Source organism: Streptomyces mutabilis, from assembly GCF_046628145.1.
Lineage (GTDB): Bacteria > Actinomycetota > Actinomycetes > Streptomycetales > Streptomycetaceae > Streptomyces > Streptomyces mutabilis.
Window position 1 is genome coordinate 4,430,107 of the sequence record NZ_CP176874.1, and the last position, 20,238, is coordinate 4,450,344.

Consider the following 20,238-nt stretch of genomic DNA (forward strand, 5'->3'; position numbering starts at 1 on the left):
GCCGGCCGCCCGCCAATAGCTCTGCCCACCCCACTCGCACCCGCTCGATCATCAGGCCCCCGCCCATCGAAGTCATGTCGTCTTTCGCGGTTCAGGGCCGAGTGGCGGCGTCGCTGTCGGGGTGAAGGGGGAAGATCTGGTCGAGGCCGACCATGCGCAGCACACGGAGGGTGTGGGCGGGTACGGCGGCGAGTGCGATGTCGGCATGCAAGGCATCGGCGTGGTTGCGGGCTGCGATCAGGGCGGTGATGCCGCTGGAGTCGCAGAACGTCAGCCCGGCCAGGTCGAGGACGAGGCGCTGGCCTGGGCGGAGGGTGAGTGTGGTGAGCCGTTCGCGCAGCTCACCGACGGTGGTGTAGTCGAGGTCCCCGACGATGCCCAGTACGGGACCGGTGGCAGCGTCTCGGGTGGTGATCCACATCGGGTTCATGCGGCTTTTCTTGTCGGTGGAGGGGAGGCGGGCACGCCGAGGGCGAGGAGGGCGGTGTCGTCGTCGAGGCCGTCAGCCAAGTCGTCCAGCAGGTCCGTCAGTGCGCGGATGACGGATGGCGCGGACTTGCCCGCGTGACTGGCGGCGAACTCGAGCAGGGCCTCGTCCCCGTAGAGGGAGGTGCGGTCTTCGCCCGTGCGGGCCTCGGTCAGGCCGTCGGTGTAGAGAACAAGGGCGTCGCCAGGGCCGAGAGTGGTGGTGGCGGCGGTGAAGGGTGCGGTCGGCAGGACGCCGACGAGGAGGCCGCCGGGGGTGGACAGGTAGTCGGCCCTGCCGTCGGCGCGCAGGACGAGCGCCGGCGGGTGGCCGCCGGAGGCGATGCGGACGGTGGCTTCTCCCGTTGTGGGGTGGGGCTCGAGCGTGCCGAAGATGGTGGTGCAGTAGCGCGGGTCGTCACCCGTGTAGCGCTCGTGAAGTACGTGGTTGAGCGTCTTCAGTGCGGCAACGGGATCGGGGTCGTGCAGGGCTGCGGCCCGCAGGGTGTAGCGGATCAGCGAGGTGACGGCGGCAGCCTGTGGGCCCTTGCCGCACACGTCGCCGAGAAAGAAGGCGAAGCGATCGCCGTCGATGGCGAAGAGGTCGTAGAAATCGCCGCCGAGCCGGTCCGGAGAGGCGGTGCGGTAATGGGCTGCCGCTTCCATCCCTGGCACCGGTGGCAGGGTGGCGGGCAGCAGTGACTGCTGCAGTACCGCCAGCGCGTCCTGCAGCCGGGCCCGGTCGGCCTCCGCCTGCTTCTGGGCCTGCTCGGCTGCTCTACGGGCCCGCAGGAGCTCCTGCTCGTACGCACGGCGGTCCCGGGCGTCGAAGACCGTGGTGCGGATCAGCAGGGGCTCGCCGTTCCCGCCGTGCTTGACCACGGAGGACACGAGCACCGGGATACGGCCGCCTCCGGCCTGCTTGATCTCCAGGGCTATGCCGCTGATCTCGCCCCGCATCCGCAGCAGAGGGGCGAAGTGCGTCTCGTGGTACAGCTTGCCGCCCACAGTCAGCAGGTCGGCGAAGTGCATCCGGCCCACCACCGCATCGGCCTTCAGGCCGAGCCAGTCCAGGAGGGTCGCGTTGATCTTGGCGATGGTGCCGTCCATCAGCGTGGACAGGTAACCGCAGGGCGCGTTTTCGTAGAGTTCCTCGGCGCTGTCCTCCAGCAGGGCGGCGAATGACTCGGTCGACTTCTTCTCGCAGTCGGGCTCCGGCCCGTTGCGGCACATCACCGTAGGCGCGCAAGGAAGTCGGTGATCGCCCCGTTGGTGGCCTCGGGCGCGGAAAGGTGTGGACAGTGCCCCGTGGCATCGAGCGTGACCAGCTTGGAGCCCGCGATCATCTGGTGCACGAAGGCGCCGACCTCCCGGGGGGCGATCACATCCTGGGTGCACTCCAGGATCAGTGTCGGCACCGTCACAGCCTTCAGGTCGTCCCGCGAATCGGACAGGAACGTGGTGCGGGCGAAGACCCGTGCCATGTCCGGGTCGGTGGCGCAGAAGCTGTTCGTCAGTTCCTCGCCGAGCTCGGGCCGGTCCGCGTTCCCCATGATCACGGGCGCCATCGCAGCCGACCAGCCCAGATAGTTGGACTCCAGAGACTCCAGCAGCTCGTCGATGTCTTCCGCACTGAAACCGCCCCGGTAGCCCGGGTCGTCGATGTACCGCGGAGACGGCGCGACCATCACCAGCGCCCCGATGCGCTCCGGGGCCGTTCCGGCGGCCAGCACGCCGATCATTGCGCTGACCGAGTGGCCCACGAACACCGCATCGCGCAGATCGAGCGCTTCGCACACCTCCACCACATCACGGGCGTAACCGTCCAATGAGGCGTAGCGGCTTTCCGAGAACGCGGACAGGTCAGAGCGGCCCGCACCGACGTAGTCGAACAGCACCACCCGGTAGTCCTCAGCCAGAGCAGGCACGGTCAGACGCCACATGTTCTGATCACAACCGAACCCATGAGCCAGCACCACCGCCCGGCCCTGGGGGTTGCCGGTGACGGTGACATTGTTCCGGCGTTCGATATCCATACCCCCACTCTCTCAGGCTCCGGCCTCTCTCTCCGCGCAGCAGCCGGTCACCGGACGGCCCCAGTGGCTCCGCCCGATAGGGCGCCCTGCGGGACTGTGCATCGTTCGCAGTAGCTCCCGATCACGGATAGTGCTGCGATGACCAGTGAGAACGTGTCCGGGCCGACGGCGGCCGCGGAGGCGGTGTCGCGGTGCTGGGCGGCTTCGTGAAGCAGGGAGTCAACGCACCGACCCGGTAAGCGTCGGCGGCCCGTGATCAGGTGAAGGCGCTCCGAGTCGCCCGCCTTCGACCTGCACCACCCCCACCTGGCCGGCCTCGACCAGGCGGAGAACACCGGGCAGCGCGACGTGCTGGACACGAGCGGTCACAAGGGCGACCGGAGATCACGGACGGGCACCTCCACGGTCCGGTCCCCGGTCCGGCCTCGGCCATCGCGGCGGAGGCGGAAGGCGTCCTCCTGGCCCGGCAGCACCGGCACGACGCACACCGGGAGGCGCAAGCGCTCTGCGACGCCCTCCCCTGGCTGACCACCGCGCAGGCGGAGGATCTCACCCGGCACTATGTCGCCCACCGTCTCCGCCTCTTCCACCAGATGTTCGAGGCGACCCTGCGCCGTGCCGACGAGCTGGGCCGGGAGTACGAGGCCCGGTACCTGCGGCTGCGACGCGACCTGCTCAGACGCCACGGTGCCTGGGCATCGTGCCTGCTGGCCTGCGCGGCCGCCGTCAGCAGTGCGCTGTGCACGGTGGTCCGCTGAGCGGATCCGGCCGCCCCCCCGCTGTGCGGACCCGGACGGCCCGTCTCCGCCCGAGGCCGGGGAGCAGGTGAGCCGAGGCGCGCTGGGTACTCGCCGCCACATGATGAAGCGCGCACTCTGGCAGGGACTGCTGGCCGGTACGACCGGAGTGCTGGTGATGACGCTGGGCGAGAAGGCGGAGCAACGGCTGACCGGCCGGCCCGACTCCCACGTCCCCGCCCGCACACTGGAACGCCTCACCGGCATGCGGGAGCACTCCGGGCGTCAGCCGGTGCCGGTGAACCTGGCCATGCACGTGGGGCAGGGGGCCCTCCTCGGGATCCTGCGGTCGGTGATGGCGCAGGCCGGGCTGCGCGGGCCCTGGTCGTCGGGGAAGTTCGCCGTCGTCCGGGTCACCTCCGACCAGATCCTGGAGAACGCCACCGGTGTCGGCGCCCCACCCGAGACCTGGCCGCGCCGCGAACTCGTCGTCGACCTGCTGCACAAGACGGTGTACCGCCTTCGTCACCGGCGCGGTCGCCGACGCCCTGGCCGCCCGGTCGGGCCCCGGTCCCGGGCAGCGGCACGCGGCGATGCGCCCCGGCCGCCGATCCGACGTGGGACCTCCGCCCCGGGGGCGGTGACCGCCACGTGCGCCCGCGCGGCCGCGAGGCGGTCGGGCGGGCGCGGTGTGGCGTGGTCAGTCGCCGGTCGTCTTGGCCACCAGCGCGCTGTACGTCAGCTGCAACGCGTCCGCGCCGGCCAGAGCGGTGAGCGCCCCCATGGCGGTGCGGGTGGCGCGCGGCCAGAGCAGCTGCCCGGCGGTGAGGGTCGAGGCCACCCAGACGCTCATGCAGAACGGGCACGTCAGCAGCTCGCCGACCGTGTCCTTGGCGCCCTCGGACCTCGCCTCCTCGTGCAGCTCGGCCGGACCCTGCGGCCCCTGGAACTTGGTGAAGGGCGCCCTCAGCGGACTGGTCACCGACGCCTTGCTCAGCAGTCGGCTCAGTCGGAAGGTGGCCACCGCGGTCAGTGCCACGTCCCAGGGCAGGGGCCGGTCCGGCAGCGGACGACCGCGCGTCCTGACCACCGCCGCCCACCCCGCCGTGTAGACGCCGAACGCCGTCATGGCCGCCGCGTAGCCGAGCAGCGGGCGGTCCTCTCCCGCCGAGTAGGTGCGCCCGGTGCGTCGCAGCCGTCGCCTCAGCCGCTCCGTGACACCGCCGTCAGTCGCCGCGCCCATGGCCTTCGTCCTTTCCTGCCCGCTCCGGTGTCCCGGCCGTTCGGTCCTCGTCCGCGCTCTCCGTGCCGTCCTCGCGGCGCAGCCTGATCTCCACGTGTCCGTCGACGACGCGCGTGTCGAAGGCGGGCTGGGGCGCGGTGGCGGGACCGCGGACGTTCCAGCCGTCCGAGAGCCGGAAGACGCTGCCGTGCCAGGGACATTCGACGCACCCGTCGGCGACCGTGCCCTCGGACAGCGGGCCCGCCAGATGACTGCACCGGTCGGCCAGTGCGTGGAAGGCGCCGCCGGTCTCGCGCACCACCAGGACCGGCACGTCGTCCACGGAGCGCCGCACGGGCCGGCCGGCGGGGAACTCGTCCACGGTGCCGATCCGGTGCCAGCCTTCCCCGACGACGTGCGGTACCTCTTCGGCGTGGTTGGCGCCGGAAGCCTGCCGGTAGGCGAGGTGGCCGCCCAGCATGCCGCCCAGGCCGACCGCCGTCAGCCCGAGGAAGCCGTAGGCGCGGCCCGCTGTGGCCCGTCCGGTGAGGCGGCACAGGAGCGAGGCGCCGTACAGTCCCACGGCCGCCGTATTGGCCACGGCGTGCACCAGCCCCACCCGGGTCTGCTGCCGGTGCAGCTCGGCCCAGTCGACCGCGCCCGCCAACGCGGCCGGACCGGCCGCCGCCAGCCCGACCCCGACCAGGAGGCCGGCCTCTCGGGTGCGGCCGGGCCACAGGTCGAGCACGGCGGCGGACATCCAGCTGCCGACCGGCACCTGGACCATCAGGGGGTGCACGGGATGGCCGAGCCACCTGCCGTGCAACGCGTCTCGGGCCCGGCCCAGCGGAAGCGCCCGCACGCCCTTGGTGAGCTTGTCGATCGCCGCGTCCGCCCTGGGATCGCGCTCCAGGGCGTCGAGCAGCCACAGCATCCGGTTCTGGCCCATACGGCGACGACCTGGCTTCTGGCTCATGGGCGCAGGGTCCCCCGGGGGGCAGGGGGCAAACAGCGGCCGGGCCGGGAGGCCGGCTCCGCCCTCCCCGCCGCCCGGGCGGATGCCCCGGCTGGCCAGGAGGACGCGGAGTCAGCCCTTGCCCATGGCCTGGCGCACGGCGTCCTTGGTGCGGTCCATCAGCGCTGCGACCGGCCCGAGGGCCATGTTCTTCGCCCCGGACTCGACACCCGGGTGGGGCCGGGTCGGTGCCATCGCCTCAGCGGCCTTGATCGCCTTGGCCATCGCGGCGAGGTTGGTGACATCGGTGCTGCGGCGGATGTGGGTGAACTCGTAGCGTTCCTCGGCCCGCGCGTGTTCCTGGACGTCCCTGCGCAGCTTGAGCAGCTGGGGCATGAACTTCGGGTCGTCGGTGTCCATCTCGTCCAGCGCCGACAGGGTCTCCTTGGCGGCCTTCTCCTCGGCGAGACGTTCCTTCACAACCTGCTCGCCCCCGGGGAAGCCCTTGCGGGCGAAGGGGTGAACCACCTCCTCCTCGGCCGTCTCGTGCACCGCCAGCAGGCGCACCAGGCGGCGGAAGGCGTCGCGGCGTTCCTCGCCCTGGGTGGCCTCGACCTCGTCGAAGAGGTTGCGGATGTCGCCGTGCTGGCGCATCAGTAGGGCGACGACGTCATCGTCCTTGGCTCGGTCGTCCCCGGCGTGCGGGGTCTTCAGCTCGGACATCGCGGCCTCCCCTACTTCTCGCGCTGCGTGGGGTCGGGGTGCTCGCCCTCGGTGCGCCCATGATCTCCACGAAGACCTCCTCGAAGTAGCTGGCCGCCCTGCCCAGACGCTGGGCTGCGGCCGTACACAACTGGAGAGGTCCGGGAGACGCATTCTCATGACATGGGGTCGGAGTTGTTTGAGCTCCCGATCTACCTCTTGCCGGGCAACGCGCGCAGGTGGGCATGGAAGGAGACCGCGTGATCGACCATCGCAGCCTTCCACGACGCGCTGTCGGCGCGGGCGATCTCCTCCCACACCGCAGCGTTGGCGGCGGCGAACGCTTCCTTGGCCTCCGCTGGTGCGGTGCGCCAGGAAGGGAAGCGGTGGGTGAAGGCGTCCGCTTCAGCGAGCGTGTGTCCGGCTTCGAGCAGGCGCAGGATGAGGGTGGCGGGGTCGATCCAGGCGGCGCCGCGTGTGGGCCAGGCCCAGTCGATGATGTGGGCACGGCTGTCCACGAGCACGTTGTGCGGGGCAAGGTCAGTGTGCAGGAGGGTGTCGCCGGAGAAGAGGGCGGCGGTTCCGGGCGGGGCGTAGGCGGCCCAGCGCTGTTCGGCGGCCTTGATGGGAACGTCCGTGGGAGCGGTGGTCTCCTGGAGTTCCGCAAGAGCGGCAGCAACGAGGGGCAGGTCTGGGGAGCCCGGGCTGTAGTCGGCGCGCCGCCCCGGGAGGACCTCGTATCCGAGGAGGTCCCAGCCGGCCACCTCAATGTGCCAGTACAGGCGGGGGCAGGCACGGGGGAGGTGTGGGTTGATCGCGGCCTCTCGACGCTGGGCCGGGGCCTGTGGATGGTCGGTGGGGATGCCCTTGACGAAGACCGGGCCGTGATCGGTCTCGAGGAACGCGGCGATGCCCGAGTTCAGCCCTCCGTCGGCGGTGCGGGCGGCGTGGACGGGGCCCGCCTTGTCGGCGGTGGCCTGGCGTGCCTCCACGGGAAGGTCGTGGAAGTGGCGGCGGATCATGGACACGGCGCGGTTCCTCGGAGAAGACGATGGGCTGCCCCGGCCAGCGTACGGCCGGGGCAGCGCGCCGGAGCGGAGCCCCGGTCTAGTAGGGCTGGTCGTCGCCGGCCGAGCAGCTGCACCCGGCGGACTCGGCGACGTCGACGTCCAGGTCGCCGATGATCCGGAACGTGCCCTCAGGGACCGGGGGCGCGGAGATGGGCACGGGCAGGGTGCCGGTGGCCTCTGTGGGCGGGCGCAGGCCGATGGTGACCGGGACCGGTGCGGGCCGGGTCAGGGTGGCGCTGGTGGGAGTCATGCTCCGTAACCTCCGTGTTGGCAGTAGAGCGATCGGTTGTCCCCCGCCTCCTGGTGGAGCTTGGCCAGCGGTCGGCATGTCCTGCAGGTGCCGACCTTCGAGCAGCCGGAGCATCCACCGGTGCGGAGTTGGAGGGACTCGGCGATGCCGCCGAGTCGGGGAAGGGCGGTCAGACCCTCGGTCATGAGGTTCACGCTGGGGTCGCGGCCGATCTTGCAGACCGAGGCGATGCCGTGCGGGTCCACGTGGAAGAAGGTGTGGCCGGCGTTGCAGCCGGTGAAGACACGGCGGGCGCGGACGTACTTCTGGGCCTGTGAGGCGAGCGGCTTCGCCTCTCCGTCGATCGTCGGGGACATGTTCGTGAAGACCTGGTACGGGAAGCCCCAGCGGTCTTCCACCAGGCGGACCATGTCATCCACCTCGTGGGCGTTCTCCTCGGCGACGATGATGTTGATTCGCACGGGCAGGCCCGCCGCACGGGAGGCGTCCAGGCCGCGGCTGAAGCGGTCGAAGGCGCCGCGGTTGCGGGTGACGGCGTCGTAGGTCTCCCCGGTCGCCCCGTAGAGGCTCACCGTCAGGCGGTAGGGCCGCAGGCGGGCGAACAGCTCCTGCATCCTCACTTTGTGGAGCTGGCTGCCGTTCGTCGATACCTGGATCATCATCCCGAGCCCGGTGGCGTACTCGTACGCGGCGGCGAACTGCGGATCGATCAGGGCCTCGCCGCCGGTGATCTGGAGCCACAGGACGCCAGCATCGCGCAGCATCGTGAGCAGACGCGTCTTGTCGTCCCAGTCCAGGCCCTCGAACCGCTTCTCGCCGAGGTAGCAGAAGCCGCAGTCGTGGTCGCAGCCGAGGTTGATCTCCCAGGACGCCTTCGCGTACCCGTAGGCGGAGCGTTCGCGGACGATGAGGGTGTCTCGCAGTGGCCTGTTGGGCATGGGCATCTGCCATGCAGCCGTGGTCGCCTCGGTGAGCCAGGCCGGGGCCGACCGGTCCGCGGTGACCGCCGTGTGCAGTTCCTCGAAGCGGGACTCGGGGATGGCCACTCCCTTGGCGTGACCGGGCCGGAGGAGGAGGTACTGGCCCAGGAACGGACTCGCGATCAGTTGGTGCACGTTGCCTCCATGTCGTCTGGCAGGGGTGGGACGGGTCCGTGCAGAGGTGGAGTCGGGGGAACTCCTCGGACCCGCCCCGCTCACCGGCCACCTGTCCTTCGGCTGGCCGGCCGGTGAGGCTGGAGGGCCCCGACGCGGGGCTCTACGAGGCAGTGGCCAGATCGTTGATCAGCTCGTCGAGGCCGACGACGCGGAACGACTGGAGGCGGCGAACCAACTGCGAGGCGAGGAACGTCCCGAGGTTCGGATGGCCGTACGGCAAGGGCGTATCCGGCTGTGCGATGACCTTCACACCACTCTCGTCCCGGCCGTACAGAGTGCCGTGCACGCCGTACAGGGGTGCGCTCCTGGCCAGGAACACCGTCGGGTCGTCCTCCAGGTGCGGACAAAGCCTCGCGGCGGCACGGGTGTGCCTGCGGCACACCGGAGGCTGATTGGTGAGAATGCCCGTCGGACTTGCATCGTGATCCCGAGGGCCTGCGAGAAAGATGAACCCGAGGGGCGTGCGGGCGGGACCTGTACAGACCTGGCAGGTGAGTGTCTGCATGCACACCATCTGCCGGTGGGGGTGCATCAGCTTCCACTGCGGCTCACCGGAGATCCGGCCTTCGGCGTCGACAGGGTTCCACCCGCACCGGGCCCAAAGCACGCCCCGCGGGTCTCGGTCCCGGGGGTCTTCGTCCGCGTAGTACAGCTGCGGACCGGAGGAGTGCCGCGTGATGACGAGGTTGTCCGGCGCCGCGTCCTCCCCTTCCCTCTGGGTGATGTACGGGATCAGGGAGAGGGTCTTGTCTCTCGACTCGACGGCCCGCGGGTTGTACGTGAGGCGGAGAGGCGGGAAGGTCACGGCGCCTCCGTAAGGCACTGGTGGGCCACCAGGCGTTCGAGGAGTTCGTCGAGCGTCCACGCCATACGTCGGATGTGTCCGACGGCACGGCGGTGATCCGTTGGCACTTCCTCGGACGGGATGGTGCGCCCGCGCTCGACGAGGTCGGCTGTCTGCGCGTCTCTCTCGGCCACCTTGGTAACCACGGCGAGGTGGACGAGTCGCCTCAGGTGGCCACGAAGGCGCTGCGCGTGCTCGTCGACCTCGTGCTCGGTGGGCGTGTAGTCGTCCAGGACGACTGCCACGTCATCGAGCAGCAGCCCGTCGACATACGGGGCCCAGCGCTGCACCTTCTCCAAAATCTGCCTCAAGCCGGCCTCGTTGAAGAGCGGTACGGCGGCTCGCACGGGATGGGACCAACCGGGGCGGAGGGTGGTGGCCGTCATCGCCCCGCCTTCTCTGGCACAGCGAGGCGCAGCCGGTAGGTAGCTCGTACGGGGGCGGGCACGATGATCTCCTCTACGCGAAGTCGGCGAACCGGACGCCCCTGGAAGGGCTGGCCGTCGGCTTCGAGGTTCCCGTTGCGGTAGCGGCGTTTCCACGCCGTCGATACGCCGTCTCCCCGCCGTCTGGACGGCGGAGAAGCGTCGGCCGGACGGCGTGGAAACGCACTGGAGACAAGCGGAACCTGTGGGTCACACCCGTTCGTACGACCGGAAGAGCGATCGCGATGCTGAACGACTCACGCCCGACGGTCCCCAGTTCTCCCACGCACTGGGTGGCCCTGGCCGGTCAGCGCGAGCCGCTTGTTGCGGCCCGTGACCGGGTTCGTACGATGCTGGCCGACGTCGCCCCCTGCGTGGACGACGCTGTGCTGGTCGTATCCGAGCTGGTGGGCAACGCCGTGCGACACACGGTGGCCGGCCCTGACTGTCTGACCATCGAGATCGACGGGGATCAGGTCGTCATCGCGGTCCACGACCCGGAGCCTGACGACGGTCGTGTGCACCTGTCGGAGACGGCTGCCGATCCGCTTGCCGAGTCCGGCCGTGGGCTGTGGCTGGTGCAGACGCTGGCACGTCGGTGGTACGTGGAGACCACCGCCGTCGGCAAGGCGGTCGTTGCCGTCCTGCCGCGCGGGGAAACGGCAGTCAGCCGAGCGGCAGGCTCTTGACGACGTTCCACCGATAGGCGCGGTCCTCGCGTCGCAGCTCCACCAACTGCACCTCCTGGACGTGCAGATCGACTGGTGCAAGGCCCCGGAGTGGGGAGACGGCCTCGATGACCGGGGCAGCGGGGCGTGGCCGGTTGTTGTAGGCCAAGCTCAGGTGGGGGCGGAACAGCGCGGTCGGCTTGCGGGGCGCCAGCCCGAGCGAAGCCATGGACTCGCTGAGGGCCGCGTGCAGCGCCAGTACCGGGCCCCAAGGGGCGACTGTCAGACGTACGGCTCCCCGAGAACCCGCGAGGGGGACCGCCCGCAGGCGGAAGGCCGCCGGGCATAGCGGGGCCGCCGCGTTGATGACGTCATCGAGACGGCTCAGCGGCAGCTCTGCGGCGGAACCGACGCGGGTGAGCGTGATGTGCAACCCGTCGTCGGGGACAGGATCCAGGCCGAGCGGCGCGAGGTGCTGCTGACAGCGAAGAGCGAGGTCGGCCAGCGCTGGGCTGTCGGGGAAGGTGAGCATCCAGTAGTACGCCCGGGTCTGTGCCGTCCAGCCGGGGCGGTCCCAGTGATCGACCATGGTCTCCACGGCGTCGAAGGTGGCCTGGTCGTGCGCCGCGATCACCGTGGGGTCACCCAGGTCGGCCGGCGGGTGGGCGGGGAAGGCTGCGGGATCGGCGCTGAGCTGGATGTGCGGCCAAGGCACCCGGCGAACTCCTTCGTGATCACCCCACCTCGGCAGGCGGGAACTGACAGCCCCAGGCGCGGAGCTGTTCGCCATACTCGCGCACCGCTGGCCGGGATCGCCAAGGGGCTGCTCGCTCGTACAGGTCTCGGGAGCGTTGTCGCACCGAGCTGATCGGCAGCGGGCTGGCCAGAGTGATCGCCTGTTGCCCGAGGGACATGGCGTGCTCCACGTCGGGTGCTAGCTGTTGAAGCATCGCGGTGGCCACGTCGAGGCGGACGAGCGAGCGGCTCCACGCGGAGTCGGACTTCTCGACCAGGTCGTCGAGGTTCTCGGCGTCTCGCAGCACGTGCCCGGTGTCCTGCAGGGCGACGCGGGCGGTCAGCGCATTGGCCAGGGTGCGGGCCCGCCCATACGGCGAGAAGGAGATGCAGGAGGTCAGGCCAGGGGCCACGTCATGCTGGTCGGAGAGCTCCAGCGCCTGTCCGATGGCCCGCTCGGCCTGGTTCCGGTCACCGAGCTTGCCGAGCGCCCGGGCCCGGCCGTTGACCAGCAGTCGGATGGCCTGCGGGTGGTTCGGCGCCCGGTCCACCGCGGCGGCGGCCCGCGCGTTGGCCTCGTCGTAACGGCCTGCGTAGTACGCCGCGAAGGAGTGGGTGCCGCAGGTCCACAGCTCGGTGTCGAGATCGCCGATCGCCCGGCTCAGTTCCAGCGCTTCGGCGCAGTACGCCTCAGCCAGGCGGAACGCGCCGGTGTTGACCGCCATGTAGCCGAGCAGTCCGCCGGCGCGTGCGGTGATCCGGAAGAGTTCCCTGCGTGCGGATGGAGGTTGCTGACCGGCGAGCAGGGTGTGCCCCATGTTGTGCAGGCTCTTTGTCTGTCCCCACAGGCCGTCCGGACCGTCCTTCTCGTACCGCTCGGTGATCACCTCGATCCGGGAGGCGAGAAAGGACAGAGTGGTCTGGTCGACGTTGCCGCAGGCCAGCTGTCGGGCTCGGGCGAGAAGGTGCGTCGGATCGTCGGCGGGGGCCGTCGGGCCGGGCTGGGGAGAAGGTGGAACGTCCGCAGGAAGTGGTTCTGGGGCGGTCGGCGGATAGGCCGAGGGCGAAGCGAACAGGTCGCGGGCAGTCCTGCCCAGCAGCTCCTCCAGAATGCGGCACGTGTCGGGGCGGGGAAGCTGCTTCAGTTCCCCGCTCATCCACCGGTCGAACTGTCGCGAAGAGACCGCGACCGAGGCCAGCCGAGGGTCACCCGCTTCCTCGGCCAGGTTTCGGGCCGCGCGGGAGAACTGCACCTCGAACGCCGTGTAAGTCGTGAGGTGCCGCTCTTCGAGTAACTGCCGGAGCAGCGTGTTCCGGGGCATGGAGACCTCCCAACACGTCGGCGGAGCCAAGGGCTCCTTGGTAAACGGCACGCACGCCGGACCGTGCGGCGTACGGGATGTCCTACGCAAGAGTGCTGACGCAAAAGGCAACTAGACAATATGTCTGGCCAAGTTGGCCCGTTCGGGTTGTCCGCCAACGGGTGGATGGACAGACTGCCTGCATGGCACTGAAGAGGAAGCTGGTCCCTCAGTCGGTCTACCGACGCCAGCTCGCCGCACGGCTGCGCGAGTTACGGGAGGCGTCCGGCCTGACCCTCACCGAGGTGTCGGAGCGAATCGAGGTCAATCAGGGGTCTCTCAGCCGGATCGAGACCGGCGAGCGCGGTACCACCCCGGTGCTGGTGCGGGCTCTCCTCGACTGCTACTCCGTCACGGACGCCGAGCTGCGTGACGACATCCTGGACCTGGTGCGTGCCGACAAGGAACAGCAGAAGCCCTGGTGGCGCAAGTACTCCACGGTTCTCGCCCCGACCCGCTACGACGGATACCTCGCCTTGGAGACAGGTGCCGTCGCGCTGGCCAACTACCAGCCCTTGCTCGTTCCCGGCCTGCTTCAGACGGAGGACTACGCTCGCGCCGTCATCGCCCAGATGCGTCCTGATCTCGGTGCCGATCAGGTGGACGCTCTGGTCAAGGTACGCATGGAACGCCAGGAAAGCCGCTTGTCCGGTGAGCGCCCCGCCGAACTGCGTGCCGTCCTGGACGAAGGAGTCCTCCACCGCGTTATCGGCTCACCCGGCGTGATGCGCCAGCAGTTCGAGCGCCTTGCCCAGGTCGGCGAACAGCCGAACGTCACCATCCAGCTCCTCCCGTTCGCCCTCGGCGCCCATCCGGGCCTGTACGGCCCCTTCGTCATCCTCACCTTCCCCCAGCCCACAGCTCCGCTGGTCTGGCTGGAGAACCCCAACAACTCCGTGTATCTGGAATGCCAAAGCGACGTCCGAAACTACACGGACATTTTCGACCAGCTCAGGGCCTCTGCCCTCAGCCCGGGCGAGACCCTTACCCGCCTCATCCGCACTGCCGAGGAGCTCGAACCTTGAGCACGATTCCACCCCGCCGCCCCCGCGCCGAGGAACTGTACAACGCGCACTGGCGCAGGAGCTCTTACAGCGGAGGCGCCAACGACTGCGTCGAGATCGCCGACCTCGGTGCGTACGCGGCGGTACGGGATTCCAAGGACCTCGGTCGGTCACCCGTGATCCTCGGCCGTTCCGCCCTGGACAGTTTGCTGGGTCATTGCGACGACGGCGAAACGTGCGTCGGCTGAAGCCTTGTCCGAGCTGTACGCGTACCGTGTCAGCCGCCAACTGAGAGTATCCGCGTGAGTGACCAGCACGACAAGCCGTTCCTGTAGGTCGTGGACTGCGCCGCAGGGGTCGCTGCCGTCGGCCGGCTGATCGCCGCAGTGCATGAACGGCACTGAGACGTTGGCGCCGTCGTTGCCGTGTAAGGACTCGGCTTCCTGGACGCGGAGGCGACCGAGGCTCAGAATGGCCGTCCCAGCCGCCCGGGCTGACGATCATCGGGGATCAAAAGGTACATGCGCGATCCGGACCGCTGATGCGTAGTACGTGACAGGCGAGGCCAGCCGCGGCCGCAGCGAAGCATGTCGGATGGGAATCTCCGAGACAGTCACACGGGTGAACTGGGAGACCCACGTGGCCGCTTCCGTCCAGTGCTTAGCGGCTAGACGGAAGCGGTCGTTGGCGCCGAGGAGCGGGAACGGAACGCCAGTAGGACGTTTCGCAGATTTCAGGACCGTCAATCGTGGTGAGCTTCAGGTGCCTGAAGTGAGCTAGAAGTAGAGGAATTTCTGGCCGCTACCGGTTCTTCTCATGCCCATAGCTTCGAGAGATTTATCCTGCTCTTGACGCTGATCAAAGGCACGCAATCGGTCTACTGCTGTCAGCGGCAGAAAGGCCGAGGCGTCCGTGATCAGCTCCCGGAGTGAAGTGCCGACAAGAGAAGCGCCATCGTTGATCGCTGCCAACGGGTACAGGTTTTCGCGAGCGTCGCTGAGGCGCTCTTCCGCCATGCCCACTGCGACGACCCCGCGGTGTAGAGGGTCAATTGATCCGGCGCGGACTGCGGTCGAGGCCATTCGCTGCCCATAAACGCTGAGAACGGATGCGCTTCGATCATTCAGGTCGTCGATCGCCTTCTGCCTGACCGGCGCAGAACTCTGCATGTACGACTGGATCACGACATCGATAGCAGCGTCCAGATCGTGTGGAATGACGTAGCGCAGATAGCCATCGAAGCGCTTGTCTTTGAGGATTGCCACGCTTACAGGTGGTTGTTCGGCTTCCTTGCTACCCCTTCGGCGCGACAAGATAGTCTCCCTTCCATTTGTACCCAGACTGGAGGAGCTGCTGGATCTCGCGGGCGAACACAGTTGGTTCCCTTCGGGACGTCTTCCAGTAGTTTCCTGCGGTGGGTGACGTGACGTACACGGTACCGCGTTGATCGATGATGGTCTGTATCCACGCATCGTTCTTCGCGAGGGTCCAACTGCCAGTAGTGAGCTTAGCGTTATGGGACCAAGCTCCCCCGATAAGAGTGTCGTCGAGGCGTCCGATGACCGGTGTGCCGTGGCTGGGATGCCGCGCCTCGCCGGGGCCGAGTACGTCGGTCCGTACTCTTGGCGCGGCCCACCGATAGCCGTTGCTTCCAAAAGAAGGGTCACCAGAATGCGCCGCGCCCGGTCCATAGCGTGTCGGGCTGCCTGGTTCTGCGGAATACCGGTTGATATCTGGCTCGACTGCTGCGCGCCTCCACCCCGTGAGGCCGCCGATCCCCATGAGGGGGGCGTGTCTCGGTTTCCGTGTATGCCCCTTCTTTGACGTTCTGCTGGTTTAGTTTCGGTGGGTCACTCGGTGGTGTTCAGGCGGAATCCGTCGAGGTCGATGCGGTCGCCGTAGTAGCCGACGAGGACGTTGATCGCGGCTTTCCAGTTGTGGGTCCGGCCGGTCGGGTTCGGGCGGTTGGGTTCGCGGTGCCGGATGGCGAGGTAGAGGACCTTCAGGGCCGCGTCCTCGCTGGGGAAGTGCCCACGGCGACGGCTGGCCTGCCGGAACCGCGAGTTCAGCGATTCGATCCCGTCCCGTTCCGCGCGTTCGGCACCCCACGGCCGGCCGGATCGCCCTTCTCGTAGCCGAGATGCTCCGTCATCTCCGCCTCAAGAGCACCCTCCAGCACCCTCTTCAGCAGCCCCTTGAACAGACTGTCCTGCCCGACCAGACTCACGCCCTCGCTGCGAGCCCGCTCGACCAACTGCCGCGCGATCTCCTGGTCCTCCACCTGTCGCTGCGTCAACTCGGCTTCCGTACGTACGACGCTCGAACGCTTGCCGGGCTCGTCCCTGTCGCCCATCATGATCCTTCCCGGCGCCGGTCACCCCAACGCCATCCGGTCATACCGGGCGTACACGGATCTCAGGACAGGCCCTCCAGGACAGTGTCGAAGCGGTCATGCTGCGAGCCGAGCGGTTCACCGCCGACAAGATCCAGGCGTCCAGCCGCCTGAAGATCATCGCCCGGCACGGGGTGGGCACCGACAACGTCGACATCCAGGCGGCCACCGACGCCGGCGTGTGGGTCACCGTCACGCCCGGCAGCAACGCCCGGTCCGTCGCCGAGCATGTCTTCGCGCTCACCCTGGCCCTCGCCCGTCGCATCCCGGCCGCCACGGCGGGAACCGCCGCCGGCCAGTGGGCCGCCATCAAGCCCGCGCTCACCGGGTTCGAACTGCAGGGCCGCACACTGGGCCTGCTCGGCTTCGGCCGCATCGCCTCACTGACCGCGGGCATCGCCCGCGGTTTCGGCATGCCCGTACTCGTCTCAGACCCCTACGTCGCCCCGGACACCGTGGAGCAGTACGGCGCCCGGCTCGTCCTCCTCGACGACCTCATCGCCCAGTGCGACGTACTGAGCCTGCACGCCCCGCTCACCGCAGCGACCAAACACATCATCGACGCTGCGGCCATCGCCCGGATGCGCCCGGGAGCAGTACTGATCAACACCGCCCGCGGCGGACTCGTCGATGAGACCGCCGTTCTGGCGGGGCTCGAGTCCGGCCACCTGGGCGGAGCAGCCCTCGATGTCCTCGACGGCGAGTCGACCGACATGCAGGACCCCCTCCCGCACAGTCCGGAACTCGCGGCCCGGCTCGGCAGCCTGGACAACCTGATCGTCACGCCGCACATCGCCGGGCAGACCAGCCAGTCGCTGCTGGCCGCGGGCACCCAGGCCCTCGCCTGCATCCAGCAGGCCCTCGCAGGCCAGGACCCGGAGCACGCCGTACACCGTCAGCGCCGCAGCCTGATCCCCGCCCCTCACCTTCCCGGAGACGAGAACGCCTTGTTCATCAACGCCTCGACCGACAACATCGACATCGCCCCCGCCTGGGAACGCGCCGACCTGGACGAGGTGAAAAGGCTCGCCCCATACCCGGTGGCGCTCGTCGGCGACGTGCAGGCCCGCATGGGCATCATGGCCGCGGCCATCCGCCCTGTGACCCCCGCACCGCGACTGGCCGGCACCGTCCTGCCCGTCCTCGCCCGCGAGGGCGACAACCTCGCCATCCACCGGGCCCTGGACGACGCCCGCCCGGGCGACGTCCTCGTCGTCAACGCAAACGCCGAGATCAACCGCGCCGTGTTCGGTGACCTTCTCGGCGAGATCTGTCTCGCCAAGGGCGTCACCGGCATCGTCATCGACGGAGCCGTCCGCGACGTCGAAGAACTCGCCGGCCAGGGACTCGCCGTCTACGCCCGCGGTATCTCCCCCGCCGGCCCCTGGAAGAACGGACCCGGCCGCATCGGCTTCCCCGTCGCATGCGGCAACGTCGTCTGCAACGCCGGCGACGCCATCCTCGGCGACCGCGACGGCATCGTCGTCATCCCTCGACGTGATCTCACCGCCGTCATCGAACGGACCCTGGCCCAGGAGCAGACCGAGCAGAAGATGCGTGAGGCCATCAACGCGGCTGCCCAGCTCGCCCACTGACCGCGGCCTCAGCCAGACCCCCGCACCACGCGTCGCTCGCTGGCCGGACCCCGCCGCACAGTGGTCCTGGCGGGACGCGTGCAGTGCGGGAACCGGGGATGGACGGCAGATGAGGGTGCCGTCCATCCCCGGCAGACCGCTCACCGTTACGGCGTGGCGCGTACGGCGGCACGCCCGCACGGCAGGGCACACCTGAGCCCCCGGCCGAACCAATGTGCCCTCAAAGTGCCCTGGCCCCCCGAAGGCCCCTCCGCCACACGATGAGGGCGGAGCCCGAAAGCCCCGCCCGAATCCCGCGAAACCCCAGGTCAGGCCAGCTCAGGGCCACACCAGGCAATACGGCTGATGCCCCGCCTCATGCAGCCGGTGCGAGAAGTCCTGCCACTCGTGCAGCAACTGGTACACGTTGAACGCGTCCCGCGGCCCACCCCGGTCCGGGACCGTCGACCAGATGAAGGCCGCCGCGCCGACCGCCTCCTCGCCGATGCCGCGCAGGGGGTCGACGACGGTCATCGGGAGCTTCACCACCGCGTAGTCGGGATGCAGGACGACCAGTTCCAGCGGGGGCACCTTGTGGAGGGGGACGCCCTCGATGCCGGTGAGGACCATGGCGGCCATGGTCTCCGGCTTGATCTTGGTGAACATGCCGTTCATCCCGAGCTCGTCACCACCGAGTTCCTCGGGGCGCATCGAGATCGGGACGCGGGCCGCGGTCGCGCCGTCGGGCGCGCCGAAGTACTTGTAGGTCACCCCCACCCGACCACCATTCCTGCTCCCCGCCCCCAGCCGGCCGGCCTGTCCGTCGAGCCGGTCGGGCTCGCCCGGGGTGCCGTGTGCCTGACGTGCTTCGGTCGATTCCGCCGCCTCGCGCCGGTGCCTTCCCCGCCGGGCACGTCGAGGACCCAGGTCGTCGGTCCCCTCGCCCAGTCCGCCACCGCGATGCATATCTCCACCCGACTGCTTTTCTAGGACGCGTGGCCCCCGCCGCGCAACCCGATCATCGTGTCAGTGACCTCCCCCACGGCCGCTCGCCGAAACGTACGGTCGGACATATGCCCGTCGTGGGTCCGTCGTACATCCGCGGGACGGCCTGCAGCCCCTCTCCTCGCCGCCCGCGTGAGCTGCGTGGATGGTCTCCAGTCTGGCAGACGGCACGGCGGTCGGGCGGGTTGTCTACCCTGAATGAGGTCACCCTGGGCAACCAGGGGCCGCGCGGGAGCCGGGCAGGGGCCGAGGAAGGTCCGGGCCGGGCCCGGGAAGTCGGAGAAGGTCGAGAAGGTCGGAGAAGTCGCAGGTCATGAGCGAACTGGCATATCCATACGAAGCACCGGCCTCGCAGGCTCTGTTCGACCGCGCGGCGGCCGTCACGCCCGGCGGTGTGAACTCGCCGGTGCGGGCCTTCGGCGCCGTCGGCGGCACGCCCCGGTTCATGGTCTCCGGCACCGGGCCGTACCTGACCGACGCCGACGGCCGCGAGTACGTCGACCTGGTCTGCTCCTGGGGCCCGATGATCCTCGGGCACGCCCACCCCGAGGTGGTCGCCGCCGTGCAGGAGGCGGTCGCGCGCGGGACGTCCTTCGGTACGCCCGCCGAGGGCGAGGTCGCCCTCGCCGAGGCGATGGTGGAGCGGGTCGCGCCGCTGGAGGAGGTGCGGCTCGTGTCGAGCGGCACCGAGGCGACCATGTCCGCCATCCGGCTCGCCCGCGGGTTCACGCGGCGCACGAAGGTCGTCAAGTTCGCCGGCTGCTACCACGGTCACGTCGACTCGCTCCTCGCCGCCGCCGGCTCCGGCGTCGCCACCTTCGCGCTGCCCGACACCCCCGGGGTCACCGGCGCCCAGGCGAGCGACACGATCGTGCTGCCGTACAACGACCTGGACGCCGTGCACGCGGCCTTCGCCGCCCACCCCGGCGAGATCGCCTGCGTGATCACCGAGGCGTCCCCCGGCAACATGGGCGTCGTGCCGCCGCTGCCCGGGTTCAACCAGGGACTGAAGGACGCGTGCGCCGCGAACGGCGCGCTGTTCGTCTCCGACGAGGTGATGACCGGCTTCCGGACCAGCCGCGCCGGGTGGTACGGGGTGGAGGGGGTCGTTCCCGACCTCATGACCTTCGGCAAGGTCATGGGCGGCGGCTTCCCGGCCGCGGCGTTCGGCGGGCGCGCCGACGTCATGGCGCACCTCGCCCCCGCCGGGCCCGTCTACCAGGCCGGCACCCTCTCCGGTAACCCGGTCGCCACCGCCGCCGGGCTCGCCCAGCTGCGCCTCCTCGACGACGCCGCGTACGCCGAGGTCAACGCCGTGTCGGAGCAGATCCAGGGGCTGGTCACCGAGGCGCTGAGCAAGGAGGGCGTCGCGCACACGCTGCAAACGGCCTCCAACATGTTCTCCGTGTTCTTCACCGACGGCCCGGTGCGCAACTACGAGGACGCCAAGGCGCAGGAGTCTTTCCGCTTCACCGCCTTCTTCCACTCGCTCCTCTCCAACGGCGTCTACCTGCCGCCGTCCTCCTTCGAGTCCTGGTTCGTGTCCACCGCCCACGACGAGCGGGCCGTCCAGCGCATCGCCGACGCCCTCCCGGCGGCGGCCCGCGCGGCTGCGGAGGCGTCCGCGTGAGCCACG

At 69.6% G+C, this 20,238-nt stretch carries 21 protein-coding genes and 3 pseudogenes; 7 read left to right on the forward strand and 17 right to left on the reverse strand.

Features of this window, described 5'->3' with window-relative positions; genetic code table 11:
* Positions 1-91: 91 nt before the first annotated feature.
* From ACLIN4_RS19945 to ACLIN4_RS19955, 3 genes are read right to left on the reverse strand one after another with little or no spacing between them, the layout of a single operon-like run.
* Positions 92-430 carry an STAS domain-containing protein gene (locus ACLIN4_RS19945; RefSeq protein WP_107479837.1) on the reverse strand — a complete coding sequence of 113 codons (339 nt, stop codon included), beginning with the start codon at positions 428-430 and terminating at the stop codon, positions 92-94.
* Positions 427-1,698 (reverse strand): PP2C family protein-serine/threonine phosphatase, encoded by a 1,272-nt coding sequence (locus ACLIN4_RS19950; RefSeq protein WP_289912112.1) that lies wholly within the window; start codon positions 1,696-1,698, stop codon positions 427-429. Before ACLIN4_RS19950 ends, ACLIN4_RS19945 begins: the two co-directional genes overlap by 4 nt.
* Positions 1,698-2,501, reverse strand: a complete 804-nt coding sequence (locus tag ACLIN4_RS19955; RefSeq protein ID WP_107479838.1) for an alpha/beta fold hydrolase — start codon at positions 2,499-2,501, stop codon at positions 1,698-1,700. Before ACLIN4_RS19955 ends, ACLIN4_RS19950 begins: the two co-directional genes overlap by 1 nt.
* Before the next feature lie 267 nt (positions 2,502-2,768).
* Between ACLIN4_RS19955 and ACLIN4_RS19960 the strand changes: the two are divergent.
* Positions 2,769-2,882: pseudogene (locus ACLIN4_RS19960) on the forward strand (cytochrome c oxidase subunit I); the annotation flags it as partial.
* A gap of 212 nt (positions 2,883-3,094) precedes the next feature.
* On the forward strand, positions 3,095-3,259 hold the full coding sequence (locus ACLIN4_RS19965; RefSeq protein WP_307652343.1) for a hypothetical protein: 165 nt from the start codon (positions 3,095-3,097) through the stop codon (positions 3,257-3,259).
* A 679-nt stretch (positions 3,260-3,938) separates the two neighbouring features.
* On the opposite strand, the gene ACLIN4_RS19970 is transcribed toward ACLIN4_RS19965, so the two are convergent.
* The 8 genes from ACLIN4_RS19970 to ACLIN4_RS20005 all read right to left on the reverse strand — a co-directional run bounded on the left by ACLIN4_RS19970 (position 3,939) and on the right by ACLIN4_RS20005 (position 9,824).
* On the reverse strand, positions 3,939-4,481 hold the full coding sequence (locus ACLIN4_RS19970; RefSeq protein WP_107480543.1) for a DUF1360 domain-containing protein: 543 nt from the start codon (positions 4,479-4,481) through the stop codon (positions 3,939-3,941).
* Positions 4,465-5,436 (reverse strand): Rieske 2Fe-2S domain-containing protein, encoded by a 972-nt coding sequence (locus tag ACLIN4_RS19975; protein ID WP_257101977.1) that lies wholly within the window; start codon positions 5,434-5,436, stop codon positions 4,465-4,467. The genes ACLIN4_RS19970 and ACLIN4_RS19975 overlap by 17 nt, the downstream gene beginning before the upstream one ends.
* A 111-nt stretch (positions 5,437-5,547) precedes the next feature.
* Positions 5,548-6,138 (reverse strand): hemerythrin domain-containing protein, encoded by a 591-nt coding sequence (locus tag ACLIN4_RS19980; RefSeq protein WP_307652341.1) that lies wholly within the window; start codon positions 6,136-6,138, stop codon positions 5,548-5,550.
* Positions 6,139-6,329: 191 nt separating this feature from the next.
* The gene (locus tag ACLIN4_RS19985; protein WP_257101873.1) at positions 6,330-7,139 is read right to left on the reverse strand and encodes an aminoglycoside phosphotransferase; all 810 of its coding nucleotides are present in this window, start codon (positions 7,137-7,139) and stop codon (positions 6,330-6,332) included.
* Positions 7,140-7,224: 85 nt separating this feature from the next.
* Positions 7,225-7,437, reverse strand: a complete 213-nt coding sequence (locus tag ACLIN4_RS19990; RefSeq protein WP_107479957.1) for a hypothetical protein — start codon at positions 7,435-7,437, stop codon at positions 7,225-7,227.
* The gene (locus ACLIN4_RS19995; RefSeq protein WP_257101870.1) at positions 7,434-8,552 is read right to left on the reverse strand and encodes a radical SAM protein; all 1,119 of its coding nucleotides are present in this window, start codon (positions 8,550-8,552) and stop codon (positions 7,434-7,436) included. Before ACLIN4_RS19995 ends, ACLIN4_RS19990 begins: the two co-directional genes overlap by 4 nt.
* A 142-nt stretch (positions 8,553-8,694) precedes the next feature.
* The gene (locus ACLIN4_RS20000; RefSeq protein WP_107479958.1) at positions 8,695-9,399 is read right to left on the reverse strand and encodes a hypothetical protein; all 705 of its coding nucleotides are present in this window, start codon (positions 9,397-9,399) and stop codon (positions 8,695-8,697) included.
* Positions 9,396-9,824 carry a DUF6415 family natural product biosynthesis protein gene (locus ACLIN4_RS20005; RefSeq protein ID WP_307652339.1) on the reverse strand — a complete coding sequence of 143 codons (429 nt, stop codon included), beginning with the start codon at positions 9,822-9,824 and terminating at the stop codon, positions 9,396-9,398. Before ACLIN4_RS20005 ends, ACLIN4_RS20000 begins: the two co-directional genes overlap by 4 nt.
* Positions 9,825-10,108: 284 nt before the next feature.
* Here ACLIN4_RS20005 and ACLIN4_RS20010 point away from each other — a divergent pair, with 284 nt between their 5' ends.
* Positions 10,109-10,552, forward strand: a complete 444-nt coding sequence (locus ACLIN4_RS20010; protein WP_107479960.1) for an ATP-binding protein — start codon at positions 10,109-10,111, stop codon at positions 10,550-10,552.
* Here ACLIN4_RS20010 and ACLIN4_RS20015 read toward each other — a convergent pair.
* Positions 10,530-11,246 (reverse strand): 2'-5' RNA ligase family protein, encoded by a 717-nt coding sequence (locus tag ACLIN4_RS20015; RefSeq protein WP_107479961.1) that lies wholly within the window; start codon positions 11,244-11,246, stop codon positions 10,530-10,532. The genes ACLIN4_RS20010 and ACLIN4_RS20015 overlap by 23 nt on opposite strands.
* A gap of 19 nt (positions 11,247-11,265) precedes the next feature.
* Complete coding sequence (locus ACLIN4_RS20020) at positions 11,266-12,588, reverse strand: hypothetical protein (protein ID WP_307652338.1); 1,323 nt, start codon at positions 12,586-12,588, stop codon at positions 11,266-11,268.
* 182 nt (positions 12,589-12,770) lie between these two features.
* Here ACLIN4_RS20020 and ACLIN4_RS20025 point away from each other — a divergent pair, with 182 nt between their 5' ends.
* The gene (locus ACLIN4_RS20025) at positions 12,771-13,652 is read left to right on the forward strand and encodes a helix-turn-helix domain-containing protein (RefSeq protein WP_107479963.1); all 882 of its coding nucleotides are present in this window, start codon (positions 12,771-12,773) and stop codon (positions 13,650-13,652) included.
* Positions 13,649-13,879 (forward strand): DUF397 domain-containing protein, encoded by a 231-nt coding sequence (locus tag ACLIN4_RS20030; protein WP_257101872.1) that lies wholly within the window; start codon positions 13,649-13,651, stop codon positions 13,877-13,879. Before ACLIN4_RS20025 ends, ACLIN4_RS20030 begins: the two co-directional genes overlap by 4 nt.
* Positions 13,880-14,407: 528 nt before the next feature.
* Here ACLIN4_RS20030 and ACLIN4_RS20035 read toward each other — a convergent pair.
* The 3 genes and pseudogenes from ACLIN4_RS20035 to ACLIN4_RS20045 all read right to left on the reverse strand — a co-directional run.
* The gene (locus ACLIN4_RS20035; RefSeq protein ID WP_107479965.1) at positions 14,408-14,896 is read right to left on the reverse strand and encodes a hypothetical protein; all 489 of its coding nucleotides are present in this window, start codon (positions 14,894-14,896) and stop codon (positions 14,408-14,410) included.
* A gap of 716 nt (positions 14,897-15,612) precedes the next feature.
* Positions 15,613-15,715 (reverse strand): annotated as a pseudogene (locus ACLIN4_RS20040) (transposase); the annotation flags it as partial.
* Positions 15,712-15,834: pseudogene (locus tag ACLIN4_RS20045) on the reverse strand (transposase); the annotation flags it as partial. The pseudogenes ACLIN4_RS20040 and ACLIN4_RS20045, both read right to left, overlap by 4 nt.
* Before the next feature lie 209 nt (positions 15,835-16,043).
* Between ACLIN4_RS20045 and ACLIN4_RS20050 the strand changes: the two are divergent.
* Positions 16,044-17,618 carry an NAD(P)-dependent oxidoreductase gene (locus ACLIN4_RS20050; protein ID WP_411576766.1) on the forward strand — a complete coding sequence of 525 codons (1,575 nt, stop codon included), beginning with the start codon at positions 16,044-16,046 and terminating at the stop codon, positions 17,616-17,618.
* A gap of 318 nt (positions 17,619-17,936) precedes the next feature.
* On the opposite strand, the gene ACLIN4_RS20055 is transcribed toward ACLIN4_RS20050, so the two are convergent.
* The gene (locus tag ACLIN4_RS20055) at positions 17,937-18,563 is read right to left on the reverse strand and encodes a hypothetical protein (protein ID WP_179342581.1); all 627 of its coding nucleotides are present in this window, start codon (positions 18,561-18,563) and stop codon (positions 17,937-17,939) included.
* Positions 18,564-18,915: 352 nt separating this feature from the next.
* Between ACLIN4_RS20055 and hemL the strand changes: the two genes are divergently transcribed.
* The gene (gene hemL, locus ACLIN4_RS20060; RefSeq protein WP_107478848.1) at positions 18,916-20,232 is read left to right on the forward strand and encodes a glutamate-1-semialdehyde 2,1-aminomutase; all 1,317 of its coding nucleotides are present in this window, start codon (positions 18,916-18,918) and stop codon (positions 20,230-20,232) included.
* The last annotated feature ends 6 nt before the right edge of the window (positions 20,233-20,238 follow it).

Excerpts from the sequence above, each read along its gene's own strand:
- ACLIN4_RS19965 (WP_307652343.1), top strand. The coding sequence starts at position 3,095 with ATGTTCGAGGCGACCCTGCGCCGTGCCGACGAGCTGGGCCGGGAGTAC.
- ACLIN4_RS19945 (WP_107479837.1), bottom strand. The coding sequence starts at position 430 with ATGAACCCGATGTGGATCACCACCCGAGACGCTGCCACCGGTCCCGTA.
- ACLIN4_RS19980 (WP_307652341.1), bottom strand. The coding sequence starts at position 6,138 with ATGTCCGAGCTGAAGACCCCGCACGCCGGGGACGACCGAGCCAAGGAC.
- ACLIN4_RS19975 (WP_257101977.1), bottom strand. The coding sequence starts at position 5,436 with ATGAGCCAGAAGCCAGGTCGTCGCCGTATGGGCCAGAACCGGATGCTG.
- ACLIN4_RS20020 (WP_307652338.1), bottom strand. The coding sequence starts at position 12,588 with ATGCCCCGGAACACGCTGCTCCGGCAGTTACTCGAAGAGCGGCACCTC.
- ACLIN4_RS20010 (WP_107479960.1), top strand. The coding sequence starts at position 10,109 with ATGCTGAACGACTCACGCCCGACGGTCCCCAGTTCTCCCACGCACTGG.
- ACLIN4_RS20055 (WP_179342581.1), bottom strand. The coding sequence starts at position 18,563 with ATGCATCGCGGTGGCGGACTGGGCGAGGGGACCGACGACCTGGGTCCT.
- ACLIN4_RS20025 (WP_107479963.1), top strand. The coding sequence starts at position 12,771 with ATGGCACTGAAGAGGAAGCTGGTCCCTCAGTCGGTCTACCGACGCCAG.
- hemL (WP_107478848.1), top strand. The coding sequence starts at position 18,916 with ATGAGCGAACTGGCATATCCATACGAAGCACCGGCCTCGCAGGCTCTG.
- ACLIN4_RS19955 (WP_107479838.1), bottom strand. The coding sequence starts at position 2,501 with ATGGATATCGAACGCCGGAACAATGTCACCGTCACCGGCAACCCCCAG.
- ACLIN4_RS19950 (WP_289912112.1), bottom strand. The coding sequence starts at position 1,698 with ATGTGCCGCAACGGGCCGGAGCCCGACTGCGAGAAGAAGTCGACCGAG.
- ACLIN4_RS19985 (WP_257101873.1), bottom strand. The coding sequence starts at position 7,139 with ATGATCCGCCGCCACTTCCACGACCTTCCCGTGGAGGCACGCCAGGCC.
- ACLIN4_RS19970 (WP_107480543.1), bottom strand. The coding sequence starts at position 4,481 with ATGGGCGCGGCGACTGACGGCGGTGTCACGGAGCGGCTGAGGCGACGG.
- ACLIN4_RS20005 (WP_307652339.1), bottom strand. The coding sequence starts at position 9,824 with ATGACGGCCACCACCCTCCGCCCCGGTTGGTCCCATCCCGTGCGAGCC.
- ACLIN4_RS19990 (WP_107479957.1), bottom strand. The coding sequence starts at position 7,437 with ATGACTCCCACCAGCGCCACCCTGACCCGGCCCGCACCGGTCCCGGTC.